The 18,233-nt window shown below is 53.3% G+C and carries 17 protein-coding genes; 8 read left to right on the top strand and 9 right to left on the bottom strand.

Annotation, left to right across the window (positions count from 1 at the left end; translation table 11 throughout):
- Positions 1 to 80 precede the first annotated feature (80 nt).
- Together UF06_RS16090 and tyrS are read left to right on the top strand one after the other, a co-directional pair.
- Positions 81 to 923: a LuxR C-terminal-related transcriptional regulator gene (locus UF06_RS16090; RefSeq protein WP_045571329.1), complete on the top strand. Its 843-nt coding sequence runs from the start codon at positions 81 to 83 to the stop codon at positions 921 to 923.
- Positions 924 to 1,009: 86 nt separating this feature from the next.
- Positions 1,010 to 2,272, top strand: a complete 1,263-nt coding sequence (gene tyrS / locus UF06_RS16095) for a tyrosine--tRNA ligase (RefSeq protein ID WP_045571330.1) — start codon at positions 1,010 to 1,012, stop codon at positions 2,270 to 2,272.
- Positions 2,273 to 2,345: 73 nt separating this feature from the next.
- Here the strand turns inward: tyrS and UF06_RS16100 are convergent, their stop codons facing one another.
- The 4 genes from UF06_RS16100 to UF06_RS16115 all read right to left on the bottom strand — a co-directional run bounded on the left by UF06_RS16100 (position 2,346) and on the right by UF06_RS16115 (position 6,898).
- On the bottom strand, positions 2,346 to 2,816 hold the full coding sequence (locus UF06_RS16100; protein WP_045571331.1) for a heme-degrading domain-containing protein: 471 nt from the start codon (positions 2,814 to 2,816) through the stop codon (positions 2,346 to 2,348).
- Positions 2,813 to 3,853 (bottom strand): oxidoreductase, encoded by a 1,041-nt coding sequence (locus tag UF06_RS16105; protein ID WP_045571332.1) that lies wholly within the window; start codon positions 3,851 to 3,853, stop codon positions 2,813 to 2,815. Before UF06_RS16105 ends, UF06_RS16100 begins: the two co-directional genes overlap by 4 nt.
- 1 nt (position 3,854) lies before the next feature.
- The gene (locus UF06_RS16110) at positions 3,855 to 4,622 is read right to left on the bottom strand and encodes a DeoR/GlpR family DNA-binding transcription regulator (protein ID WP_045571333.1); all 768 of its coding nucleotides are present in this window, start codon (positions 4,620 to 4,622) and stop codon (positions 3,855 to 3,857) included.
- A 212-nt stretch (positions 4,623 to 4,834) separates the two neighbouring features.
- Positions 4,835 to 6,898 carry an alpha-amylase gene (locus UF06_RS16115; RefSeq protein WP_045571334.1) on the bottom strand — a complete coding sequence of 688 codons (2,064 nt, stop codon included), beginning with the start codon at positions 6,896 to 6,898 and terminating at the stop codon, positions 4,835 to 4,837.
- A gap of 386 nt (positions 6,899 to 7,284) precedes the next feature.
- On the opposite strand from UF06_RS16115, the gene UF06_RS16120 reads away from it, so the two are divergent.
- Together UF06_RS16120 and UF06_RS16125 are read left to right on the top strand one after the other, a co-directional pair.
- Positions 7,285 to 7,734, top strand: a complete 450-nt coding sequence (locus tag UF06_RS16120) for a DoxX family protein (RefSeq protein WP_045571335.1) — start codon at positions 7,285 to 7,287, stop codon at positions 7,732 to 7,734.
- A gap of 30 nt (positions 7,735 to 7,764) precedes the next feature.
- A complete protein-coding gene (locus tag UF06_RS16125; protein ID WP_045571336.1) occupies positions 7,765 to 8,460 on the top strand; it encodes a pirin family protein in 696 nt (231 codons plus the stop codon).
- A gap of 124 nt (positions 8,461 to 8,584) precedes the next feature.
- On the opposite strand, the gene UF06_RS16130 is transcribed toward UF06_RS16125, so the two are convergent.
- Together UF06_RS16130 and UF06_RS16135 are read right to left on the bottom strand one after the other, a co-directional pair.
- Positions 8,585 to 9,751, bottom strand: coding sequence for an AAA family ATPase (locus tag UF06_RS16130; protein ID WP_045571337.1), 1,167 nt, complete (start codon positions 9,749 to 9,751; stop codon positions 8,585 to 8,587).
- Between the two features lie 111 nt (positions 9,752 to 9,862).
- Positions 9,863 to 10,756 carry an EamA family transporter gene (locus UF06_RS16135; protein WP_045571338.1) on the bottom strand — a complete coding sequence of 298 codons (894 nt, stop codon included), beginning with the start codon at positions 10,754 to 10,756 and terminating at the stop codon, positions 9,863 to 9,865.
- A 112-nt stretch (positions 10,757 to 10,868) separates the two neighbouring features.
- Here UF06_RS16135 and UF06_RS16140 point away from each other — a divergent pair, with 112 nt between their 5' ends.
- From UF06_RS16140 to UF06_RS26910, 3 genes are all read left to right on the top strand, one after another.
- Positions 10,869 to 12,269: a PLP-dependent aminotransferase family protein gene (locus UF06_RS16140; protein ID WP_045571339.1), complete on the top strand. Its 1,401-nt coding sequence runs from the start codon at positions 10,869 to 10,871 to the stop codon at positions 12,267 to 12,269.
- Positions 12,270 to 12,349: 80 nt separating this feature from the next.
- Entirely contained in the window at positions 12,350 to 12,745 is a 396-nt protein-coding gene (locus UF06_RS16145; RefSeq protein WP_045571340.1) for an ACT domain-containing protein, read from the top strand.
- Between the two features lie 48 nt (positions 12,746 to 12,793).
- Positions 12,794 to 12,967 carry a hypothetical protein gene (locus tag UF06_RS26910; RefSeq protein ID WP_171816744.1) on the top strand — a complete coding sequence of 58 codons (174 nt, stop codon included), beginning with the start codon at positions 12,794 to 12,796 and terminating at the stop codon, positions 12,965 to 12,967.
- A gap of 50 nt (positions 12,968 to 13,017) precedes the next feature.
- On the opposite strand, the gene UF06_RS16150 is transcribed toward UF06_RS26910, so the two are convergent.
- On the bottom strand, positions 13,018 to 15,204 hold the full coding sequence (locus tag UF06_RS16150) for an esterase-like activity of phytase family protein (RefSeq protein ID WP_045571341.1): 2,187 nt from the start codon (positions 15,202 to 15,204) through the stop codon (positions 13,018 to 13,020).
- A 280-nt stretch (positions 15,205 to 15,484) separates the two neighbouring features.
- On the opposite strand from UF06_RS16150, the gene UF06_RS16155 reads away from it, so the two are divergent.
- Positions 15,485 to 16,225 (top strand): transporter substrate-binding domain-containing protein, encoded by a 741-nt coding sequence (locus tag UF06_RS16155; RefSeq protein WP_319023890.1) that lies wholly within the window; start codon positions 15,485 to 15,487, stop codon positions 16,223 to 16,225.
- 80 nt (positions 16,226 to 16,305) lie between these two features.
- Here the strand turns inward: UF06_RS16155 and UF06_RS23200 are convergent, their stop codons facing one another.
- Together UF06_RS23200 and UF06_RS16165 are read right to left on the bottom strand one after the other, a co-directional pair.
- The gene (locus tag UF06_RS23200) at positions 16,306 to 17,166 is read right to left on the bottom strand and encodes a DNA-binding domain-containing protein (RefSeq protein WP_052702570.1); all 861 of its coding nucleotides are present in this window, start codon (positions 17,164 to 17,166) and stop codon (positions 16,306 to 16,308) included.
- On the bottom strand, positions 17,163 to 18,173 hold the full coding sequence (locus UF06_RS16165) for a DUF692 domain-containing protein (protein ID WP_197541318.1): 1,011 nt from the start codon (positions 18,171 to 18,173) through the stop codon (positions 17,163 to 17,165). The genes UF06_RS23200 and UF06_RS16165 overlap by 4 nt, the downstream gene beginning before the upstream one ends.
- Positions 18,174 to 18,233: the final 60 nt, after the last annotated feature.

Here is an 18,233-nt window from a genome sequence, read left to right on the forward strand (position 1 = left end):
ATCTTAGTAAAACCAAGGGACTCGACCAAACCCAGCAGAGTCGGCATACTGTCAGCTGTGCTTTTCGCTCGGTTAGGATTATGCAAGTCAGTCTCTTGGAATATCACGCCTTGGGTGATGCGATTATCTCGCTCAATACGCCCGCCTTTACTTCGCGCTATGTGGCGCTGCTGCGCGAGATTGTCGATTTTGACTGCGCGGTGATGCTCGGCTACCGCCACAACAAACACCCGATTTATCTCTACGATTCGATTCCGGATAACCGCGAACTGCTGTTTCAACGCTACCTGACTGAGTCATATCAGCACGATCCGTTCTATCGTTTGGTGGCCGATACGCAACAAGAAGGCGTGTTTCATCTCAGCGAGATGAGCGGTGCGCCGCACAGTTATCAGCAAAGCCATTACCAGCAGCAGTTTTATCCGCAAACCGGCTGGCAGGATGAAATGAGCCTGGCGGTGCAACTCGACCATGAGCGCTGGATTTTACTCTACCTTGGCAAACTTGCTGTCGGACGCAGTTTTTCCGCGCAGGACCGGCAAGCGCTCAAAAGCCGATTCCACACGCTGGCGCCGCTCTGCCGCCAACATTGGAGCGCCAATGCGCTGCTGCTGGCTCACAGCGATGACACCGCGCTAGAGAACGAGACCAACCACACGCCCGACATGCGCCGCTGGGTGGAACGCGCGCTGGCCAGTTTTGGCACCCAACTGCTGAGCCCACGCGAGCAGCAAATTACCGCCTTGCTGGTACAAGGGTTGGATTCGCAAGAGATCGCGACGCAACTGGGCATCACACACGGCACGGTCAAAAATCATCGCAAGCGCATCTACGCGCAGCTCCATGTCGCCTCGCTCAGTGAACTGTTTCAGCTGTTTTTAAATCACTTGATTGGCGCACCCAACCATTCACCACGCGCCTGAAAAAATCACCGCGATTATCCCTTTAGGGACATCGCCGACACAAAGCCCTTTCCGTTACTCTGCCTGCAAGACATCTTGGAGGCTGTATGAATTCCCAAACCCTATTTCATGATTTAACCGCGCGCGGCCTGATCGCGCAAAGCACATCGCTCGATGAACTCGCCGCCCTATTCTCTGAACCGCAAACCCTGTACTGCGGCTTTGATCCAACCGCGGGCAGCCTGCACATTGGTCACTTGGTGCCGCTGTTGATGCTCAAACGTTTTCAGGATGCGGGGCACCAAGCCATTGCGCTGATTGGCGGCGCGACGGGCATGATTGGCGACCCAAGCTTTAAAGCCACCGAACGCACACTCAACTCAGCGCAGACCGTGCAGCAATGGGTGGACGATTTACGCCAGCAGATCACGCGCACCATGACGCCGCATCTCACCCAGCCACTGCGGTGTGTCAATAACGCCGACTGGACAGGCCAAGTGAATGTGATCGACTTCTTCCGCGACATCGGCAAACACTTTTCAGTCAATGCGATGATCAACCGCGAATCGGTGAAACAGCGTCTGGCTCGCCCGGACCAAGGCATTTCGTTCACCGAATTTAGCTACTCGCTGCTGCAATCGTTCGACTTTGCCCATTTAAACCGCGAACATCAGTGTCGCCTGCAAATTGGCGGCAACGATCAATGGGGCAACATCGTCAGTGGCATCGACCTCACGCGTCGCTTGAACAACCAAACCGTGCACGGTTTAACGCTGCCACTCGTCACCAAATCCGACGGCAGCAAATTTGGCAAAACCGAAAGTGGCGCCGTTTGGCTGGACGCAAGCAAAACCTCACCCTACGCGTTCTATCAGTTCTGGTTGAACAGCGATGATGCCGATGTGTACCGTTTTCTGCGTTACTACACCTTCCTCTCGGTGGACGAGATTGCACGCATTGAAGCCGAAGATGCCGCGCGAAGCGGCAAGCCGCAAGCGCAGCAAATTCTGGCCGAAAACATCACTGCGTTTGTGCATGGTGAAGCGGGCTTAGCGAGCGCGCAGCGCATCAGTGACGCTCTGTTCAGTGGCGCAGTTGCACAGCTCAGCCTAGATGAACTGGCACAACTAGAGTTGGATGGGCTGCCACGCACCACCGTTAGCACCGCAGATGATGTGGTTGAACTGCTGATCGCATCGCAACTCGCCAGCTCAAAACGTCAGGCGCGTGAATGGTTAGCTGGCGGCGCCATTCGCGTCAACGGGGAAAAAATGGCCAGCGCCGATTTGAGCCAGAGCTTTGCGCTGTTCGATCGCTACTACCTGCTGCAACGCGGTAAAAAGCATTTTGCGCTGATCAAACTGAGCTAAATTTACACTGTAAACAAAGCCTCAAAACCTTGTGAATGACGCCAAACTAAGAAAAGCCCAGCACGGGCTTTTCTCATTTTTCGCTCTCAGCCATCACCTGAGCAAGTGCCTGCGTGACCAAATTGTGATCGTGCAAAGAAGGCAGACCAGAAACCGTCACCGCCCCCACCAATCCAGAACCGGCAATACGAATCGGAAACGAGCCGCCATGAGCGCAATATTCTGCGGCATCAATGTGCGGCTGAGTTTCAAACTCGCGCTGCTTTTGCGCGTTGTACAGCGACAGGTAGTAAGAACTGCGGCCATATCGCAGTACCGAATTGCGTTTACGGCGCAGCCAATCGAGATGATCCGCGCACGTGCCCGGCATGGCGTATTGGAACAGTGTTTGGCCAAAACCATACACTTCGATCGCCACCGCAGCTTGCTGACTTTCCGCCATCTGTTTGAGCGCGCAGCCCAGTTGCCATGCCACATCGTGGTTAAAATGGTTCAGTTGCAGCGCCTCTTCTTGCTGCGCAATCTCGACCAGTGTCAGGCTCATAAGTTCACCTGCAACGTTTGACCTGTTTTGCTGCTCTCCAGCGCCATTTCAATCAGCGCGATGTTTTGCAGCGCCTGCTCTGGCGGCACCGGGTTGGCGGTGCCGAGACGAATCGCATCCGCCACGCCTTTGAAATAGAGCTGGTAGCCGCCCAATTCCGTCGGAATGGTTTGTGATCCCGTTTCGCTGTACAGCTGACCATACAGCGACGCCTCTTCTTGTGACCACTGCGGGCTGTCCGGCTGCTTGCCTTCTTTGAGGTAGCTTTCCTGCGGATCGAGGCCGTATTTCTCATACTTCGCCAGGCTACCCAGCACTTTGTAGCGCAGATTCGGCTCTGGGCTGTAGAGGTTCGAATGCAGGTGCACCAAGTGATTTGGGTAGTGCAGGATCAGGTTGTAGTAATCGATGGTGGTCGCGCCCGGGCGCATCATGCGGCACTGAGCATTGATCGCTTGTGGCAAGCCAAACAGAGCCAGCGCTTGGTCCAGCAGGTGCGGCGCCAAATCAAACAAAATACCGCCACCGTCTTGCGCCAGTTCACGCCAGCGCTGACGAATTTGTGGACGGTAGCGGTCAAAGTGGGATTCAAACAGTTTGATGTCGCCCAAACGCCCTTGTGCCATCAGCTTTTGCAGGGTGAGGAAATCGCCATCCCAACGACGGTTATGGAACACGCTCAGCGTTAGGCCTTTTTCCGCTGCCAACGCAATCAGCTCTTCGCCATCTTCAATGCGTGTCACGAACGGCTTTTCAACGATCACGTGCTTGCCATTTTGCAGCGCGCGTTTGGCCAGCGGGTAATGCACATCGTTCGGCGCGGTGATGATCACCAGCTCCGCATCGCTGTTGTCCAGCAGATCATTCGCATCGCCAAACCATTGCGCGCTCGGCCAATCGGCCGCGACTGCGGCTTGCTGGCTGGAACTGATCGCACTCAGCGTCAGCTCGGGCAGCGCGTTGATGAAAGGCAAGTGAAAGGTTTTCGCCGAATAGCCGTAGCCGATCACGGCGGTTTTTACCGGAGCGTAAGTCATATCAAAACTGTCCTTCTGGTGCGGTCGCCACAACACACTGAATGTCGTGACGGTCAAATAATTCTTGCAGTGCTGGCGCGGGGGGCGCGTCGGTGATCACCATGTCGATCGCCGCCACATCACACACGTGATGAAAATTCTCGCTGCCCATTTTGCGCTGTTCGCACACCAAAATGATCTGCTGCGCTTGCGCCATCATCGCGCGTTTCATCGACGCTTCTTGCTCATAATTGGTGGTCAGGCCGCGCTCAGACAGCGCGCACACGCCAATAAACGCCTTGTTGACATGATAGCCAGCCATTTGCTGTTCAGCCTGCGCGCCTAAAATAGCGCGGCTGTACGGATCGAAATGACCGCCCAGCAAATGGACCGAATGCGAACAGCCCTCTTCAACCTGAGCCAGTGTGTTAACCGAGTTGGTCACGATGGTCGCGGGTGCCGCCAGATAACCGGGGACCAGCGCCAAGGTGGTGCTGGTATCGAGCACAATATAATCCTGCGCATCCACCATGGATGCCGCGCACTGCGCCAACGCGTGCTTGCTCGCGCTGACGGTTTTGGCCGAGAACGGCTCGCTTTTCGGCGACACTGGCGCCAGCATCGCACCGCCACGAATGCGCTGAATGCCCGGCAACTGGGTGAGCTTCACCAGATCGCGCCGCGCGGAATCACGCGATACGCCAAATTGGTCACAGATATCAGTCAGGGTCATTTTCCCCTGCTGCTTAATCAGCATTTGTAAGTGAATCAGGCGCTCTTCTTGCGTCATAAACTTAAAATTACGTAAGTGGTTTTAATGCATTATGCCGAGTTAAACGCTGGCGGTCGAGATCTTTTTCGCTGTGATCTTGACCCGTTTTTGCTGTTTTTATTTGCCTCGGTTGCAATCAAGCTCATCTGCTTGCGACGGGTAATACAGGAAAAAGTTAAAAAAATCCCTCGAACTTTGTCGAGGGATGGTATGGGTGAGGTCTATGCTGACTATTTCTCCGTTCGGCCGACAAAAGCGACCACCACCTTGTCATCGCCTTTGGTGCGAGAAAAAACATACGCACCCTCTTGCTCTATCACCTGATGCACTCCAGCACCAATCGCCGAGTGAGCTTGTCTGAATTTGGCGACGGTCTGCCAGTGTTTCAACAAGCCTTGCTGATCGTCATTGAGCGTCCAGACCATATCTGAGCGCGTTCCCTGATGGAAATCGTCGGCATACGGGCCAATGTTGCGGCCGATCTCATCGCCGTAATAAACCTGTACTGCTCCGGGGCTCAGCAACAATGCATTGGCGGCGTTACGCTGCATCGCATCGTCTTTGAAGCGGCTGAAAAACAGCTCCGTGTCGTGAGAAGACATGTAACTGACCGGATTAAAATCTTTCTCTTTGGCGATGGTATTCGCGTAATCCTGATAAGTATCCGCCATTTGACTAAAACAAGCCGCGCCTTTATCCAGTTTTTTCTGCATGTCGAAGTTGATCAAAGCATCAAAGCCATCATCAAAATAGGGGCTGCGATACGCCGAATGGCCCCAGACTTCGCCCATCATCCAGAAGGGTTCACCGGTTTTTCCGTTGGCTTTACGCCACTCTTCAAGGCGTTCGCTGCCGGCTTTTTTCAACCGTTGCCACACCTCGCCTTCAACGTGCTTCACTGTATCAACGCGATAACCGTCGATACCAAAACGTTTCACCCAATCGCTTTGCCATTCAATCAGATAATCGGCCACGGTGTAGTTTTCTCTCGCCACCACACGCGTACCGGGATTGTTGAGCAGCCAAGCGGGCGGCGTCACAGCTTTGGTCGATTCAGTGATGAAATCGGGTAGACCGGCCAACGACATGGTGATATCGCTGCTGCCTGGAGCCTGATAGCCGGGCAGCCCCGTTCTCACCCAATCTGGCCCCCACCATTGCCGCCAGTTTTGGCTTTGGTAATCAATCGCTTCATGGTAGCTGTGCCAGTTCTGGCCTGCTTGTGGCTGCCAATCTGCCCATTTGGTCGGCAGTTGCCCCTCGGGTTTGATAACGTTCAAGCCATCAAACTGTAAGTCAGCCAAGGTCGAATAGCCGGAATGGTTGATCACCGCATCAAGCAAGACTTTGATGCCACGTTTGTGCGCTTCATCAACCAAGGTTTTTAGGTCGGCGTCGTTGCCAAAGTTCTGGTCAATTTTGGTGAAATCGCGCGTCCAGTAGCCGTGATACGCATAAAAAGGAAACGAACCGCTGTCGCCGCCGCCAACAAAGCCATGCACTTGCTCGACAATCGGCGAAAGCCAAATTGCATCCGTGCCAAGGCTTTGAATGTAGTCAAGCTTTGCAATCACACCTTGCAAATCACCGCCATGAAACGTCCCCACTTCCTCTTTGCCATCTTTTTTGCGCCCGTAGCTGTTGTCGTTACTCGGATCGGCGTTGTGGAAGCGATCAACCATAACAAAGTAGATGTTGGCGTTGCGGTAATCAAAACCAGCATCTGACTTGGCCGGGGTCACCGGTTCAAGCAGCAGCAGACCGCCAGAGCGCGCCGCTGGGGTTAGCGACACGGCACCATTTTTCACCGTCACGGTTTGGCCGCTGTACGCGTCGCGCAGTTCAGTGCCGTCGGCAAAGGTGTTACCAAGGTTCACACTCACTTCCCCGCCAGCGTACACTTCACATTCGACTTGCGGCACGGGGCGCTTAAACTCGCTTTTGGCGACCTTTTTCGGTTCACGCTTAAAGGTCAAGGTATTTGCACTTGCATCAAAATCAAAAGCGTAATCGCCGCTAAAGAGGATTTTCAGCGGTAACTCGGTGGCTTTGCCACAGTTTAGCGAAATCGGTTGGTTAAACTTGATGCGCTGGTCGTCCTGCGCTTGGCAGTTCCCCTCAAGCCCGGTCACTTTCAAGGTGTAGGTATCTTTGACGAGCGGCACCACTAACGGCTGCTCGGCGCTGAGTGGAAAGTCGCGGCTGTTGGTGGTGGTTGAAATGGTCAAATTGGGCTCAGCGACCGCAGCGGCCGAGCTGAGCAATAAAGTCAGGGTAATGGCATTGAGTTTCATCGTTCAGTCCGTTGTTAGAATAGTTTTGTTCACCGTGCATGGTAAAAAACTCTGTGGCAACGGACATCATTCACCGCCACTACGCCCTAAAATTTAACCCCTATCACAAGTTCGCCAATCAAGGGCGTAGGCGATGAATATTCGCTCGTTCACCTGCTCGAAGGTAAACGAAACGCGGCTATCAATCGCTAGCACATACCTAAACGGCGAGCGTGGCAGTAGCAACCCTTAAGAAGCTCCACCAAACTCATTCGAAATAATTGAACGTCTCAATCACAAACTAGTGATTACTGCAAGCGACTTTTCGCTCTAAACTTGCTTCAACGCTTGAGAGATAAAGCCTCTCTCAAAACAAAAAGACATTAAAAATTATTGAGGATATGAAGATGAAATCACTAATCAAAAGCTTAGCTGAATCGAAAGCAGGTTACGGCGCGCTTGCCCTTCGTTTGCCAATCGGCATTATTTTTATGGCTCACGGTGCGCAGAAACTGTTTGGTTGGTTTGGCGGCTATGGCCTTGCAGGAACCGGACAATGGATGGATTCCATCGGCCTTGGCCCTGGCATGTTGATGGCTGGCCTAGCAGGCAGTGCCGAGTTTTTTGGCGGATTGGCCATTTTGCTCGGCTTGCTGACTCGCCCCGCTGCCTTTGCACTTGCCTTTACCATGCTGGTGGCGATTATTTCTGTACACCTTGAGAATGGCTTGTTTATGGCCAACAACGGTTACGAATTTGGTTTGGCTCTGCTGGCCGCAAGCGTATCACTGGCTTTTTCAGGAGCAGGAAAACTGGGCCTAGATAGCCTTCTTAGCCAAAAACTGGCTGGAAAATAATCCACTCTCACAGAGTTCGGAGGAGACATCATGATCAGCGTAAGACAAGCACAAGAGCGCGGGCGCGCCAACTTTGGCTGGCTCGACAGTAAACACACTTTCTCGTTTGGCAGTTACTACGATCCACAGCATATGGGCTTTTCCGCACTGCGTGTGATCAACGATGACAAGGTTATCCCCGGCGCAGGGTTTGAGACCCACGGTCATCGCGACATGGAAATCATCAGTTATGTGCTCAGCGGCACCATTGCGCACAAAGACAGCGAGGGCAACGTACAAACATTGCCTGCGGGTGAGTTCCAATTGATGTCGGCAGGCAAAGGCATCTACCACAGTGAGTTCAATGCATCCAAAGCAGATGATTTACGTTTTCTGCAAATCTGGATTGAGCCCAACAGCCTCGGCGGCCAGCCCGGCTATCAGCAGAAAGATGTTGGTCGAGAACCGGGACTGACGCCCATCGCCACACCTGATGGCCGAGAAGGCACACTGCACATTAAGCAAGATGCGACCTTATCACAGTTGATCTTAGCATCCGGTGAGTCATTCAGCTTAGCAGTGCAAGCCGGACGCAAGGTGTATGTGCATCTAGTTAGTGGCACGCTATCGCTTGATAGCACCATACTTCAGCCGGGGGATGGCGCCAAAGTGGTGGATCAAACCACGATTGAACTGCGCAGCTCAGGCAGTGAAACCGTCACCGCATTGGTGTTTGATTTACCCTAGACCAGACAAACTTAGGCGATAGTGCAGAAATGCGCGGTCGCCTCTTTATATGTGACCTTGTGCTGTCAACACAAACAGCACAACACCAACATATAATGATACGTTGCCGATACCGAATTTCTACCTATCCCATATCCGGCCAGCGCCAATTGGGGGTGGAAAGAATATCCATGCCCGGCACCACAGTCTGAGCAAAATCCTTATCTAACTCGATAGCGTTACATTCAGGGTGGGCTTGCAGCGCGGCGATTAATCGAGGCGCGTGCGACACGACCCACACTTGAGTATGGGCACTGGCGTGAAGGATCAGCCGCGCTAAAGCGGGCAGCAGATCAGGATGCAGGCTAGTTTCTGGCTCATTGAGCACCATCAGGCTCGGTGGACGAGGCGTTAATAGCGCGGCGACCCAAAGCAAGTAACGCAAAGTGCCATCAGACAGTTCTGCTCCGCTTAGTGGTCGCAAAAGTCCATGCTGCTTAAACTCCAACGAAAAACGGCCATCACTGTGGTTGAGAATACGAATGGTCGCACCGGGAAAAGCGTAATAAATCGCCTTGAACAGCGTCTCTTTATCACCAATTTCAATGATGGTCTGCAATGCGGCAGCGAGATCTCGCCCATCATGATGCAGCACTGGCGTTCTTGTGCCTAATTGCGGCTGACGTGCTGGCGCCTCTTTATCGGTGCGAAAGTGGTCGTAAAAACGCCACCCGCGAATGATTTCACGCAAAGTAAACGCTTCAGGGGTAGCCATGGGATCGGCGATTTGATCAAACATGCTGTGGTATGTCGCAATATGCTGGGAAACCACCTGCCAGCTTCGACCATCACGTGACTTTATCATTGCACCAGTGCGGTCAATCAAGGCGCTCGCCGGACGATAAACTGGCCCGTTCCAAATACACTCGCGCTTTACCTCGGGATCGCACCCAAACATGGAGATCGTCGGCGTTGGCAAGCCAAGCGAGATGGCGTAGCTAAAGTGATCGGTCGAAAAGCCAAGCCTCAGCCGCTTCACCTCCTGCCGCACGCTTTGCTCAACGGGTTGATCGCCGCGCCGCATGGCCGCCGTGATTTTTTCCGGGCCAGCCCAAAAGGTAGAGTCTAAGCCGCCCTCGGCCGCCAAGGCAGAAACCACACCGCCTTGCGCCGTTTCAGCCAGCAAGCGCAGCGCTTTATAGAGGTTGGACTTGCCCGTCCCGTTCGCCCCTTTGATCACATTCAACGGCCCAAGCGGGATGACCAGATCAAGAATGGAACGGTAGTTATTAATCGCTAAAGCGGTCAGCATAGGATTCTCTGATGATGGATGCGGAGAAATCCTAGCATAAGAAGTCGTTAGACAAAAACCATCCTGCCTCGACGCTGATACCGCTATTTTATTCACGACTTTTCGAGGTGACTAGCGTACCAGCACCTCTGCGTCAGCAAGCGACGGCTTGGGTTTGGCTGGTTTAACAATCAAACCAATGCCAAGCAAAAACAGCGCGCAAGCGATGATCTGCGCCAGTGTCAGGGTTTCTGCAAACATAAAGAAACCACTAACTAACGCAAAGATCGGCACCAACAGCGTCAGGGGTGCAGCGGTACTTAACGGATACCTAATCAGCATTTTGTTCCACACCCAATAGCCGAACAACGTCGTAGGATAGGCCTGAAACACCACCGCTATGGTAGTGAACGTGCTCCATTTTTCCGCCACTTGCCACAGGATATTTGGCCCGTGTAGCGCCAACGCAAACAGCACCAGTGGCAGCGGAGCAAACAACATTCCCCACACGTTAAAGGCAAAGGCTTGGGTGGTTTTCGACGCTTTGACGATCACGCCCATCACGGTCCAACTCATCGCAGCGGTTAAAATCAGCACCAAGCCGCTGAGCGTAATATTGCCTTGGGTGGCAAACACCAAAATCAGTAGCGCCACCAGTGCGCAGCCCGCGCCGAGTAATTTGCGACGTGACAAACGCTCTTTGAACACCACCAGCCCCATCAGCATGCCAAACAGCACGTTGGTCGAGAGCAAGATCGAGGACATTCCCGACGACAAGCCAGCGGTGATCGACCAAGAGGCCATGCCCCAGATGCCCACACCAAACACCAATCCATACGCCGCCAAATAGCGCCAAGCGACTTTGGGCCGCGCGATAAAAAATATCGCCGGAAACACGGCCAAGGTAAAACGGGCCGCCGTCGCCAAAAGCGGATGCACTTCGCTCACCCCTAACTTGATCATCGAGAAGTTAAAACCCCATATCGCCATCACCGCAACCGCCAACAGCAGATCTTCTCTTTTCATACTCTCTCCCTTCTACGCCAATCATCGACAGGCGGAGTATGGCTTGAGCAAGAAAAGGGATACAGATACAATTTTTACAATTAAAACCAGTACAATTTTAAGGGGGCGCAAGATGAGCCGTTATCAAGAACTGGCACAGCAGTTTGTTAGCGACATTGAACAAGGCCGACGCAAACCCGGCAGCCGCCTGCCGTCACTGCGCCAACTTGCCAAACAGCAAGCGGTGAGTCTGTCGACCGCTATCAGCTGTTATCAGGAGCTGGAATCCCAAGGGCGAATTCACGCCCGGCCGCAAGCGGGCTATTTTGTTTCGGCCAGTGCGGTTTCTCACGCCACCCCAGAATGGACGCAGTTTGTCAGCCAAATCTCTGCGGCGAAACCCAATCACCAGTTGCCTGCCGCCTTTAATGGACCGCTTGGGGTTTCCAGCACGCACAGTGAAGCGGCGGATGTGATTGAACTGGAACGCAGTTTTCGCCGTGCGGTCAAGCGCATGGGGGACAGACTCAATCGCTATCCAGACAGCCGTGGCGAACTTTCACTACGCACCGCGCTGAGCGATCACTTTACGCCGCTCGGGCTGCATTTTTCTCCTGACGAGGTTGTGGTGACATCAGGATGCATGTCGGCAATCAAAACCGCGTTGGAAGCTTGCACACAGCCGGGGGATGCCATCGCCATCAGTTCCCCTTGTTTTAACGGCATTTTGCAGCTCCTTGGCGAGATGTCACGCAGCATCGTCGAAATTCCTTCACTGAACGACGGAGTTGATCTCGCTCAGTTGGAGACCCATTTCCAGCAAGGCGTGGTCACCGCCGCGATCTTCTGCACCTCGCACATGAATCCGCAGGGCATGACTATGTCGGTCAAACAGAAACAGGCCTTGGCAAAGTTGGCCAACCAATACCAGATCCCAGTGATTGAAGACGACGTGTATCTGGAGTTGAGCCACGAAGAAACAACGCCGCTACCGGCAAAATGTTACGACACCGATGGCTATGTGCTGTGGTGCGGATCGGTGTCGAAAAGCCTCTCCCCCGGTTATCGGTTGGGGTGGTGCCTACCCGGGCGCTATCTTGAGACGTACCAACGCCGCTTTTCGGTCAGCAGCTACGGCGTAGCAACCCCCATGCAGCTCGCCGTCGCCGACTATATCGCCTCGGGGCACTATGCTCGTCAGGTCAAAAAGCGGCGACAGAAATTGGCGCAGCTTAAGCGCGAATATCTCCAGTATCTCAGCGCCCATCTACCCGCAGAGGTGAAAATCAGCCAGCCGCAAGGTGGCATGGTTATCTGGCTACAGATCCCTGCTCTTGATGCAGATGCCTTTGCAAAACAGGCACAGGAGCAGCGGTTGGATGTACGTTTAGGGCAACTCTTCACCACGTTGGATTTGTATCAAGATTGTCTGCGCATCAACGCAGGGTATCCCTTACAAGATGAGGCCAAAGCGCAGCTCGACACGCTGCTCGCCCTGATTCACCAGTGCCGACAAAGCGATAAGCGCAGCTAATCATGGATTAATATCATACGGTGTACTTCGGCCAAATCGCCGCGTAAGCTTGCGGCCAAGCCACTTTACAAGGAGTTATTATGAGCGCGATTACCGATTTAGACCTGCTGCTAAAATCCATGTCACCCAAACTGCTCGACGGTGAGTATGTTTTCTGCTGCGTCGATGGTCCATTAGCCGACTATTTGCACCTAGAGCCGATTGCGACCTTTCGTGAGCAAGAAGGGCTGACCTTGGTTGTACCACGCGACAAAGCCGAGCTTGGCGGCCTGACATTTGATGGCGTCTTTTGCCTGATTACGTTAACGGTGCATTCCAGTTTGCAAGCCGTTGGCTTAACGGCGGCGTTTGCGAGCCAGCTCGCCGAGCATGGCATCAGCGCCAATGTGGTTGCTGGTTATTACCATGACCATATTTTTGTCCCACAAGAGAAAGCGCACGCGGCAATCCAAGCGCTAGAATCGTTGGCAGAGTGAGACAAGCAGCCCCGTTAGGCTGCCATAGTGACGCAGTGAAAGGAGGCCATGCAGGACGGAAAGCTGCGCCAAAGCGGGATCATAGGTGCCTGTGATGAGCGTGTGCGGGTCAACTTGGAAAACGAAAAACTGCGCCAGCATGGAACGAACGATGTCTTGTTGGTAGAGAATTGGTTACAAAAGCGCTACAAATTAGTGAGGGATTGTTTAAAACACGCGTAACTTAAGCGAAACACCCCCGGCTTTCACGCCGAAAACCGGGGGAAACAGAATTAACGATCAAGAAAATCCAGTTTGAGTTTGAAGAACAAGGTTTCGCCGCTGCTGTCATCGACGCCGTCGTTATCGGTCACCGCGTAGCCACGGCCTTGCGGGTCGATGGTGAAACCTTCAATTTTATCGACCACATACCCATTGCCTGCCTTAAGTTCTGGCAAGAAATCATACGCCAGCTCTTTTTGCACCACAGGCAAGGTTTGCCCAAGCGCGACAGGCGAAATTTGCTTAAGCGAGACTTTGTACAAGCGTTTGATTTTGGCTGATTTGCCCAGTTGATTGTCGCGCTCCAACAGGTAGAGATTGTCTTGGAATGCGGTGATCTCCGACAAACCGACCCAACCTTTTTCTGTCTGTTCAAGCGGGTAGTGCACCGCGCGCCACGTATCCGACGGAATGTGGTACGCGAGCAATTTGACCCGATCACTTGGGTCATCTTTCCACGGTCTTTGCACCGCAACCCACAAAGTATCATCGACTAACGTCACCCCTTCTGCACCAAAACGAGTTTCGTATTGCAACAACTCTTTTGGAAATTCAACCGTTTGTTGGATTTCGCCTTTGGCGTTGACATGATAAAGCGCGTGCGGAACCTCTTTGGCGGCGTTGCCTTCCGAGGCAAGCCAAAAGCCGCCTTTGCCATCGGTCGTAATGCCTTCCAGATCCAGCTTTTTCGCCGCTTTGCCGTCGCGGGTGACCGTAAGAGCGCCCTTAATTACCGCAGGCGTTTTGCTTGCGTCGATAGTGAAAATCGTCGGCTGTGAAGAATAAAAGCTGTCATTCACTGCATACAATTTGCTGGGCGTTTTGACGTCGCTAGCAAGGCCAGAAAGCGCCCCCCAACCAATCGGCGCGCCGTGTTCGTCATTCACCGAGACAATTTGCGGATAGGTCGGCTCACCTGAACTCAGCTGATAAATCATCACATGAGAACGTGCACCGCCTTCAGCATTGAGATCGGCTTCGTTGGCTGTTGCCAGCAAATTACGCTGGGGGATGGCAACCGCCGATTCTGGCGCAATGCCCGAAGGCAGCAGTTGCATCCAGCGCGGATTCGCCCGATGGTCTTGATACACGCCGACCGCCGAGCCTCGCTCCGACAAAACAAAAATGTACTGCTGACCGTTGAAAGTCGCGACTTCCAGCCCTTCCGGTTCTGCTCCTTTTTTGCCCGAGCGTTTTTCTGGATAGTGCCCGGCGCGCACGATCTGATGCTCAAATGACGCGCCGCTTTCAAACAGCACCGATCCCTGCTTACTGAAAATGGTAAAACCCCGTGCGCCGCCGTGATAGTCACCTTCATTGGCGATCACCAGACGTTCATTATCGAGCCATTTCACCGCATCCGGTTCGCGCAAAACGCCTTTCTGCTCGCCAGTAAACAGCAGCGCGCCATCTTTTTTCACATCAATCTGCTGCAAGTCCACACGACCTGCCGAGAAGTGATTGACCACTTTCGCACTGGCGGCATCAACAATCACAATGTGGTTGTTTTCCTGTAAAGTCAGCGCAATTTGATTGGCGGTATTGAATGCGACGAACTCCGGCTCAGGATCGTCGGGGGCGATCTGCGCCAATCCAGTCAACGTCACACGTCTGGCCGTGGAACAGTCGGCTTTGCCTTTTTGCGCTGCAATGATCACCAGAAAACCCGCTGGCAACTGCGGCAGTTCGCCGTCATTAAGGCTCTCATCGCGCTCGTTTTCTATCGCCACCGCGATGTAGCGACCATCTTTAGAGACGGCGACCGAGTCTGGTTGGCCGCCCAGTTCGCATTTATCGACGACTTTGCGCCCAGTCGCCGACACAATCGCCAGATATCCCGAAGGCTGGGTATAGTTTTTCGATGTGTTCACCGCCGCCAACACCCATTTATCATACGCGGCTACCGAGGTGGGTTCGCCATTCAGCGAGAGAAACCCGGCGGCTTGCGGCATATGGGGCTGCTTGATGTCGATAAAACCGATCCCGCCGAGTGGACTGTCGGAATAAATCAGTGTGTTGCCATCTTCTGTGGCGGTGATGATCTCTGCCGAAGTCGGCTTTTTGCTGTCCATACCATGGGGCACATTGTCGGCCACCGGAAAACTGGCGATACGTTTGAACGAGTCGGCGGAACTGGCAAAAGAAGAACTGGCCAAGATGAGCGCCAGCGCACCCAGACGAAAATGGGAGATAAGCATTTAAAACTTCCTTATTGTTCATAGATCCGAACAAGCTAGTGACCGATTGTGACAAGGCGATGAGAAACGGGTGTTACTTGTATGACATGCTGCGCCCGTCACAAGTTGCGCCTTTGTGGATGGCCAAGGCGCGACTCTTCTCATGGATAATTGTTCGATAAATTGACAGTCGGTATCGTCTGCGCCCATCATCAAGTCATTACGCAATGACAACAAAGGAGTTCCGCTGTTGAAATCTGCCTTTTTTAAACACATTCAGTGGGGCCTATGCTTACTTGCTCTGTGCAGTTGGGGAGTCAAGGTTTACGCTACAGAAAAGCGTATCGAGAAAAGCATCGCTAGCGCAGATAACATCATCCATATCGCTTCGGGCGAATGGCCTCCTTTTATCGGCAGTGATTTAAACAATTATGGTTTCGTTGCCGAAATCATCTCAACCGCCTTCGCGGCTGAAGGGTATCAAGTTCAGTTCCACTTTCTCCCTTGGGCAAGAGCGTACGCCGAAACACAGAGGGGGCTTTACCATGCGACGGCGATTTGGATGCACAGCGCGGAGCGGGAGAACGATTTTTACTATAGCCAACCAGTGAGCCAAGAAGAGTTTGTCTTTTTCTACCCCAGTGCAAAACCTTTTGAGTGGCAATCCCTTAGCGATCTGGCCCCGTACAAACTGGGTGGTGTGATTGCATACAGCTATGGACAGCAGATGGATGCGCTGATTGAGAGTGGCGTTCTCTACATGGAACGTGATGGCTTGGCGGCTAAAAACCTAGAAAAATTAGCCAAAGGACGAGTTGAAATTGTCCCCGAAGAGAAACACATAGGCTACTATCTGATTAATAAAGAGATCCCTCATTTGAGACAACGGATAACCCACCATCCTGTGCCTTTTCTCACCAACAGCAACTACTTACTCTTCCCGAAACAGCGCCAAGATAGCCCTGCCTTGCTCAGCATTTTTAATCGCAACCTACCCACGGTAAACTCGCCAGCGGCGACCACCTCGCCTCAGTTGGATTAATGCCTTGGGACGTGCCGCGCTGCGCACGCTTTTCACCGTTGCAAACCGAAGAAGCGCCCTGCCTACGCTTTCAAACAACGTTATTCGGCAAGCGTAAGCTGATTTTCTTTTAAAGCCTGTGGCAGCCACAGGTTGAGTTTCATCAGCAGTTCGCTTTCAGCGAGTCGGCTGTGCTCAAGCAAGGTTTGCCAATCCGCTTGCATGGCTTTGCCCTTTTGTGCTCTGTGCGTCGTGGCACTTAGTACGCGCAGCACATCGGCCTGCCAAGCTTCAAGTTTGACCACTTTGACGCGAAATTGATGGCGATAGACCAGCAGAGACTCGGGCTGTGCTGCAGGCATGGCGGGCTTTTCAGCACTCTGACCTTGTTCAAGCGCCAGTGCGTGGCGATCAGCGGCGAGTACATAGTCATGCAGCGCAAAATCGTGCTCGACTAATGTACTGCTTTGAGGCAAGGCCAGCGCTGGAAAGTGAAACAGACAACCTAACTCCAGCGTGCTCTGCGGCTGCGCGCCCTCAGCGCGGAGCGCATTTGCCCGCGCCCTCTCGAATCTCGCGAGTTGCTCTGGAATCTTAAGCCCTGCTGCCCATTGTGGCTGCACGCTCTTTGCACTCGGGCGCGTTGCGGCGAGAAAATCAGCAAATCCCTCACCCAATTGATACAAACTGTAGTGACGGGAAGGCTGCTGTTGCAGATAACCTAAGCTGAATAAACGAAACAGCGGTTCTCCGAGGTAGTGCTGCAATGCCGGAAACTCCGCCGCCATGCATTCAAGCAGACGCAGCCGATAGCCGTCCTGATATATGGCCAGACGTGCTGCCGCTGACATTTGCGCCGAGCCCACAATAAACTCGCTGGCCATTTGGCTGGCTTTGGGGCCTTGTAGAATCGATTCAAGCAACCACTGCTGACGCGCGGCTAACTCATTAGATGAGCTCATTCGACCTCCTGCGCAGAGACGAACTGCTTGCGGCCAAGCGCATCGGCAATCGGCGTCGAGAGCGGCGCATGCTCGCTTTGCCTCAACGGCTCACGTTGTGGAATGTGCCCTTGCAATACCGCTTTAGCAAGATTCAGTTCGCCGACCAGTTCGGGAAAATCCGGAATATTGGCATCCCACTCGAGCAATGTGGAAATCGGCCTACCAGCCTGTTCGATCATTTGTTGATAGAGCTGCCACACAGCGGTTGGCACTGGCTTGTCGTGCGTGTCGATCAAATGGGTTCCGCAATCGGTCGGACCGGCTAAATGACACTGCACCACCGCATCGAGCGGAATACCCGCCAAGTAGTCATGAGCGGAGAAGCCGAGGTTTTTCGCGCTCACGTAGACGTTGTTGACGTCCAACAGCAAGCGGCAGCCACTGCGCTGAACTAACTGGGCAAGGAAATCCCACTCATGGAATTGATTCTCCTGAAAAGCAAAATAGGTGCTGGGGTTTTCTATCACCAGCGGCCGTTGCAGAAACTCTTGTACCTGCTGCACCCGCGCGCAAACATGCGTCAGGCTCTCTTCGGTAAGTGGCATCGGCAACAGATCGTGACTGTTAATCCCTTGAATCCCTGTCCAACAAAGGTGGTCGGAGACCAGCTTCGGCTCCAGTTCTTGGCACAAAAGCCGCAGTTTGCCAAGGTACTCTTTATCCAACGGATCGCTTGAGCCGATCGACATCGAAACGCCATGCAAGGCAATCGGATAGTGTTCACGCAGCTTAACGAGTAAGTGGCGCGCATAGCCATGGTGGTCGAGGTAGTTTTCGCTGATCGCTTCAAACCAATCAACGCCGCTTTGCTCTGGTAGTAGGTGTTGCTCAAGCCAAGCAAAATGGCAAGAGCGAAGCCCGACACCAAACCCCATGGAAGCGCTAAGCTCGGCATGAGAGTCCTCTGCATGAGAATGGGGCGGTGTCGATGCTGGGAAATTAGGCAGATCTGACTTGGAACGCATTGGCATCCTTTCAACTGAATGTGTAGTCATAACAACTCTGTCTGCCAAAGGGCAGACAGA

Source organism: Vibrio sp. S234-5, from assembly GCF_000960595.1.
GTDB lineage: Bacteria > Pseudomonadota > Gammaproteobacteria > Enterobacterales > Vibrionaceae > Vibrio.

What these genes read in the sequence shown, in the direction of transcription:
- UF06_RS16110 (WP_045571333.1), bottom strand. Translation starts at nt 4,622, where the DNA reads ATGACGCAAGAAGAGCGCCTGATTCACTTACAAATGCTGATTAAGCAG.
- UF06_RS16125 (WP_045571336.1), top strand. Translation starts at nt 7,765, where the DNA reads ATGATCAGCGTAAGACAAGCACAAGAGCGCGGGCGCGCCAACTTTGGC.
- UF06_RS16165 (WP_197541318.1), bottom strand. Translation starts at nt 18,173, where the DNA reads ATGCGTTCCAAGTCAGATCTGCCTAATTTCCCAGCATCGACACCGCCC.
- UF06_RS16090 (WP_045571329.1), top strand. Translation starts at nt 81, where the DNA reads ATGCAAGTCAGTCTCTTGGAATATCACGCCTTGGGTGATGCGATTATC.
- UF06_RS16120 (WP_045571335.1), top strand. Translation starts at nt 7,285, where the DNA reads ATGAAATCACTAATCAAAAGCTTAGCTGAATCGAAAGCAGGTTACGGC.
- UF06_RS16100 (WP_045571331.1), bottom strand. Translation starts at nt 2,816, where the DNA reads ATGAGCCTGACACTGGTCGAGATTGCGCAGCAAGAAGAGGCGCTGCAA.
- UF06_RS16140 (WP_045571339.1), top strand. Translation starts at nt 10,869, where the DNA reads ATGAGCCGTTATCAAGAACTGGCACAGCAGTTTGTTAGCGACATTGAA.
- UF06_RS23200 (WP_052702570.1), bottom strand. Translation starts at nt 17,166, where the DNA reads ATGAGCTCATCTAATGAGTTAGCCGCGCGTCAGCAGTGGTTGCTTGAA.
- UF06_RS16145 (WP_045571340.1), top strand. Translation starts at nt 12,350, where the DNA reads ATGAGCGCGATTACCGATTTAGACCTGCTGCTAAAATCCATGTCACCC.
- UF06_RS16135 (WP_045571338.1), bottom strand. Translation starts at nt 10,756, where the DNA reads ATGAAAAGAGAAGATCTGCTGTTGGCGGTTGCGGTGATGGCGATATGG.
- UF06_RS16150 (WP_045571341.1), bottom strand. Translation starts at nt 15,204, where the DNA reads ATGCTTATCTCCCATTTTCGTCTGGGTGCGCTGGCGCTCATCTTGGCC.
- UF06_RS26910 (WP_171816744.1), top strand. Translation starts at nt 12,794, where the DNA reads ATGCAGGACGGAAAGCTGCGCCAAAGCGGGATCATAGGTGCCTGTGAT.
- tyrS (WP_045571330.1), top strand. Translation starts at nt 1,010, where the DNA reads ATGAATTCCCAAACCCTATTTCATGATTTAACCGCGCGCGGCCTGATC.
- UF06_RS16115 (WP_045571334.1), bottom strand. Translation starts at nt 6,898, where the DNA reads ATGAAACTCAATGCCATTACCCTGACTTTATTGCTCAGCTCGGCCGCT.
- UF06_RS16105 (WP_045571332.1), bottom strand. Translation starts at nt 3,853, where the DNA reads ATGACTTACGCTCCGGTAAAAACCGCCGTGATCGGCTACGGCTATTCG.
- UF06_RS16130 (WP_045571337.1), bottom strand. Translation starts at nt 9,751, where the DNA reads ATGCTGACCGCTTTAGCGATTAATAACTACCGTTCCATTCTTGATCTG.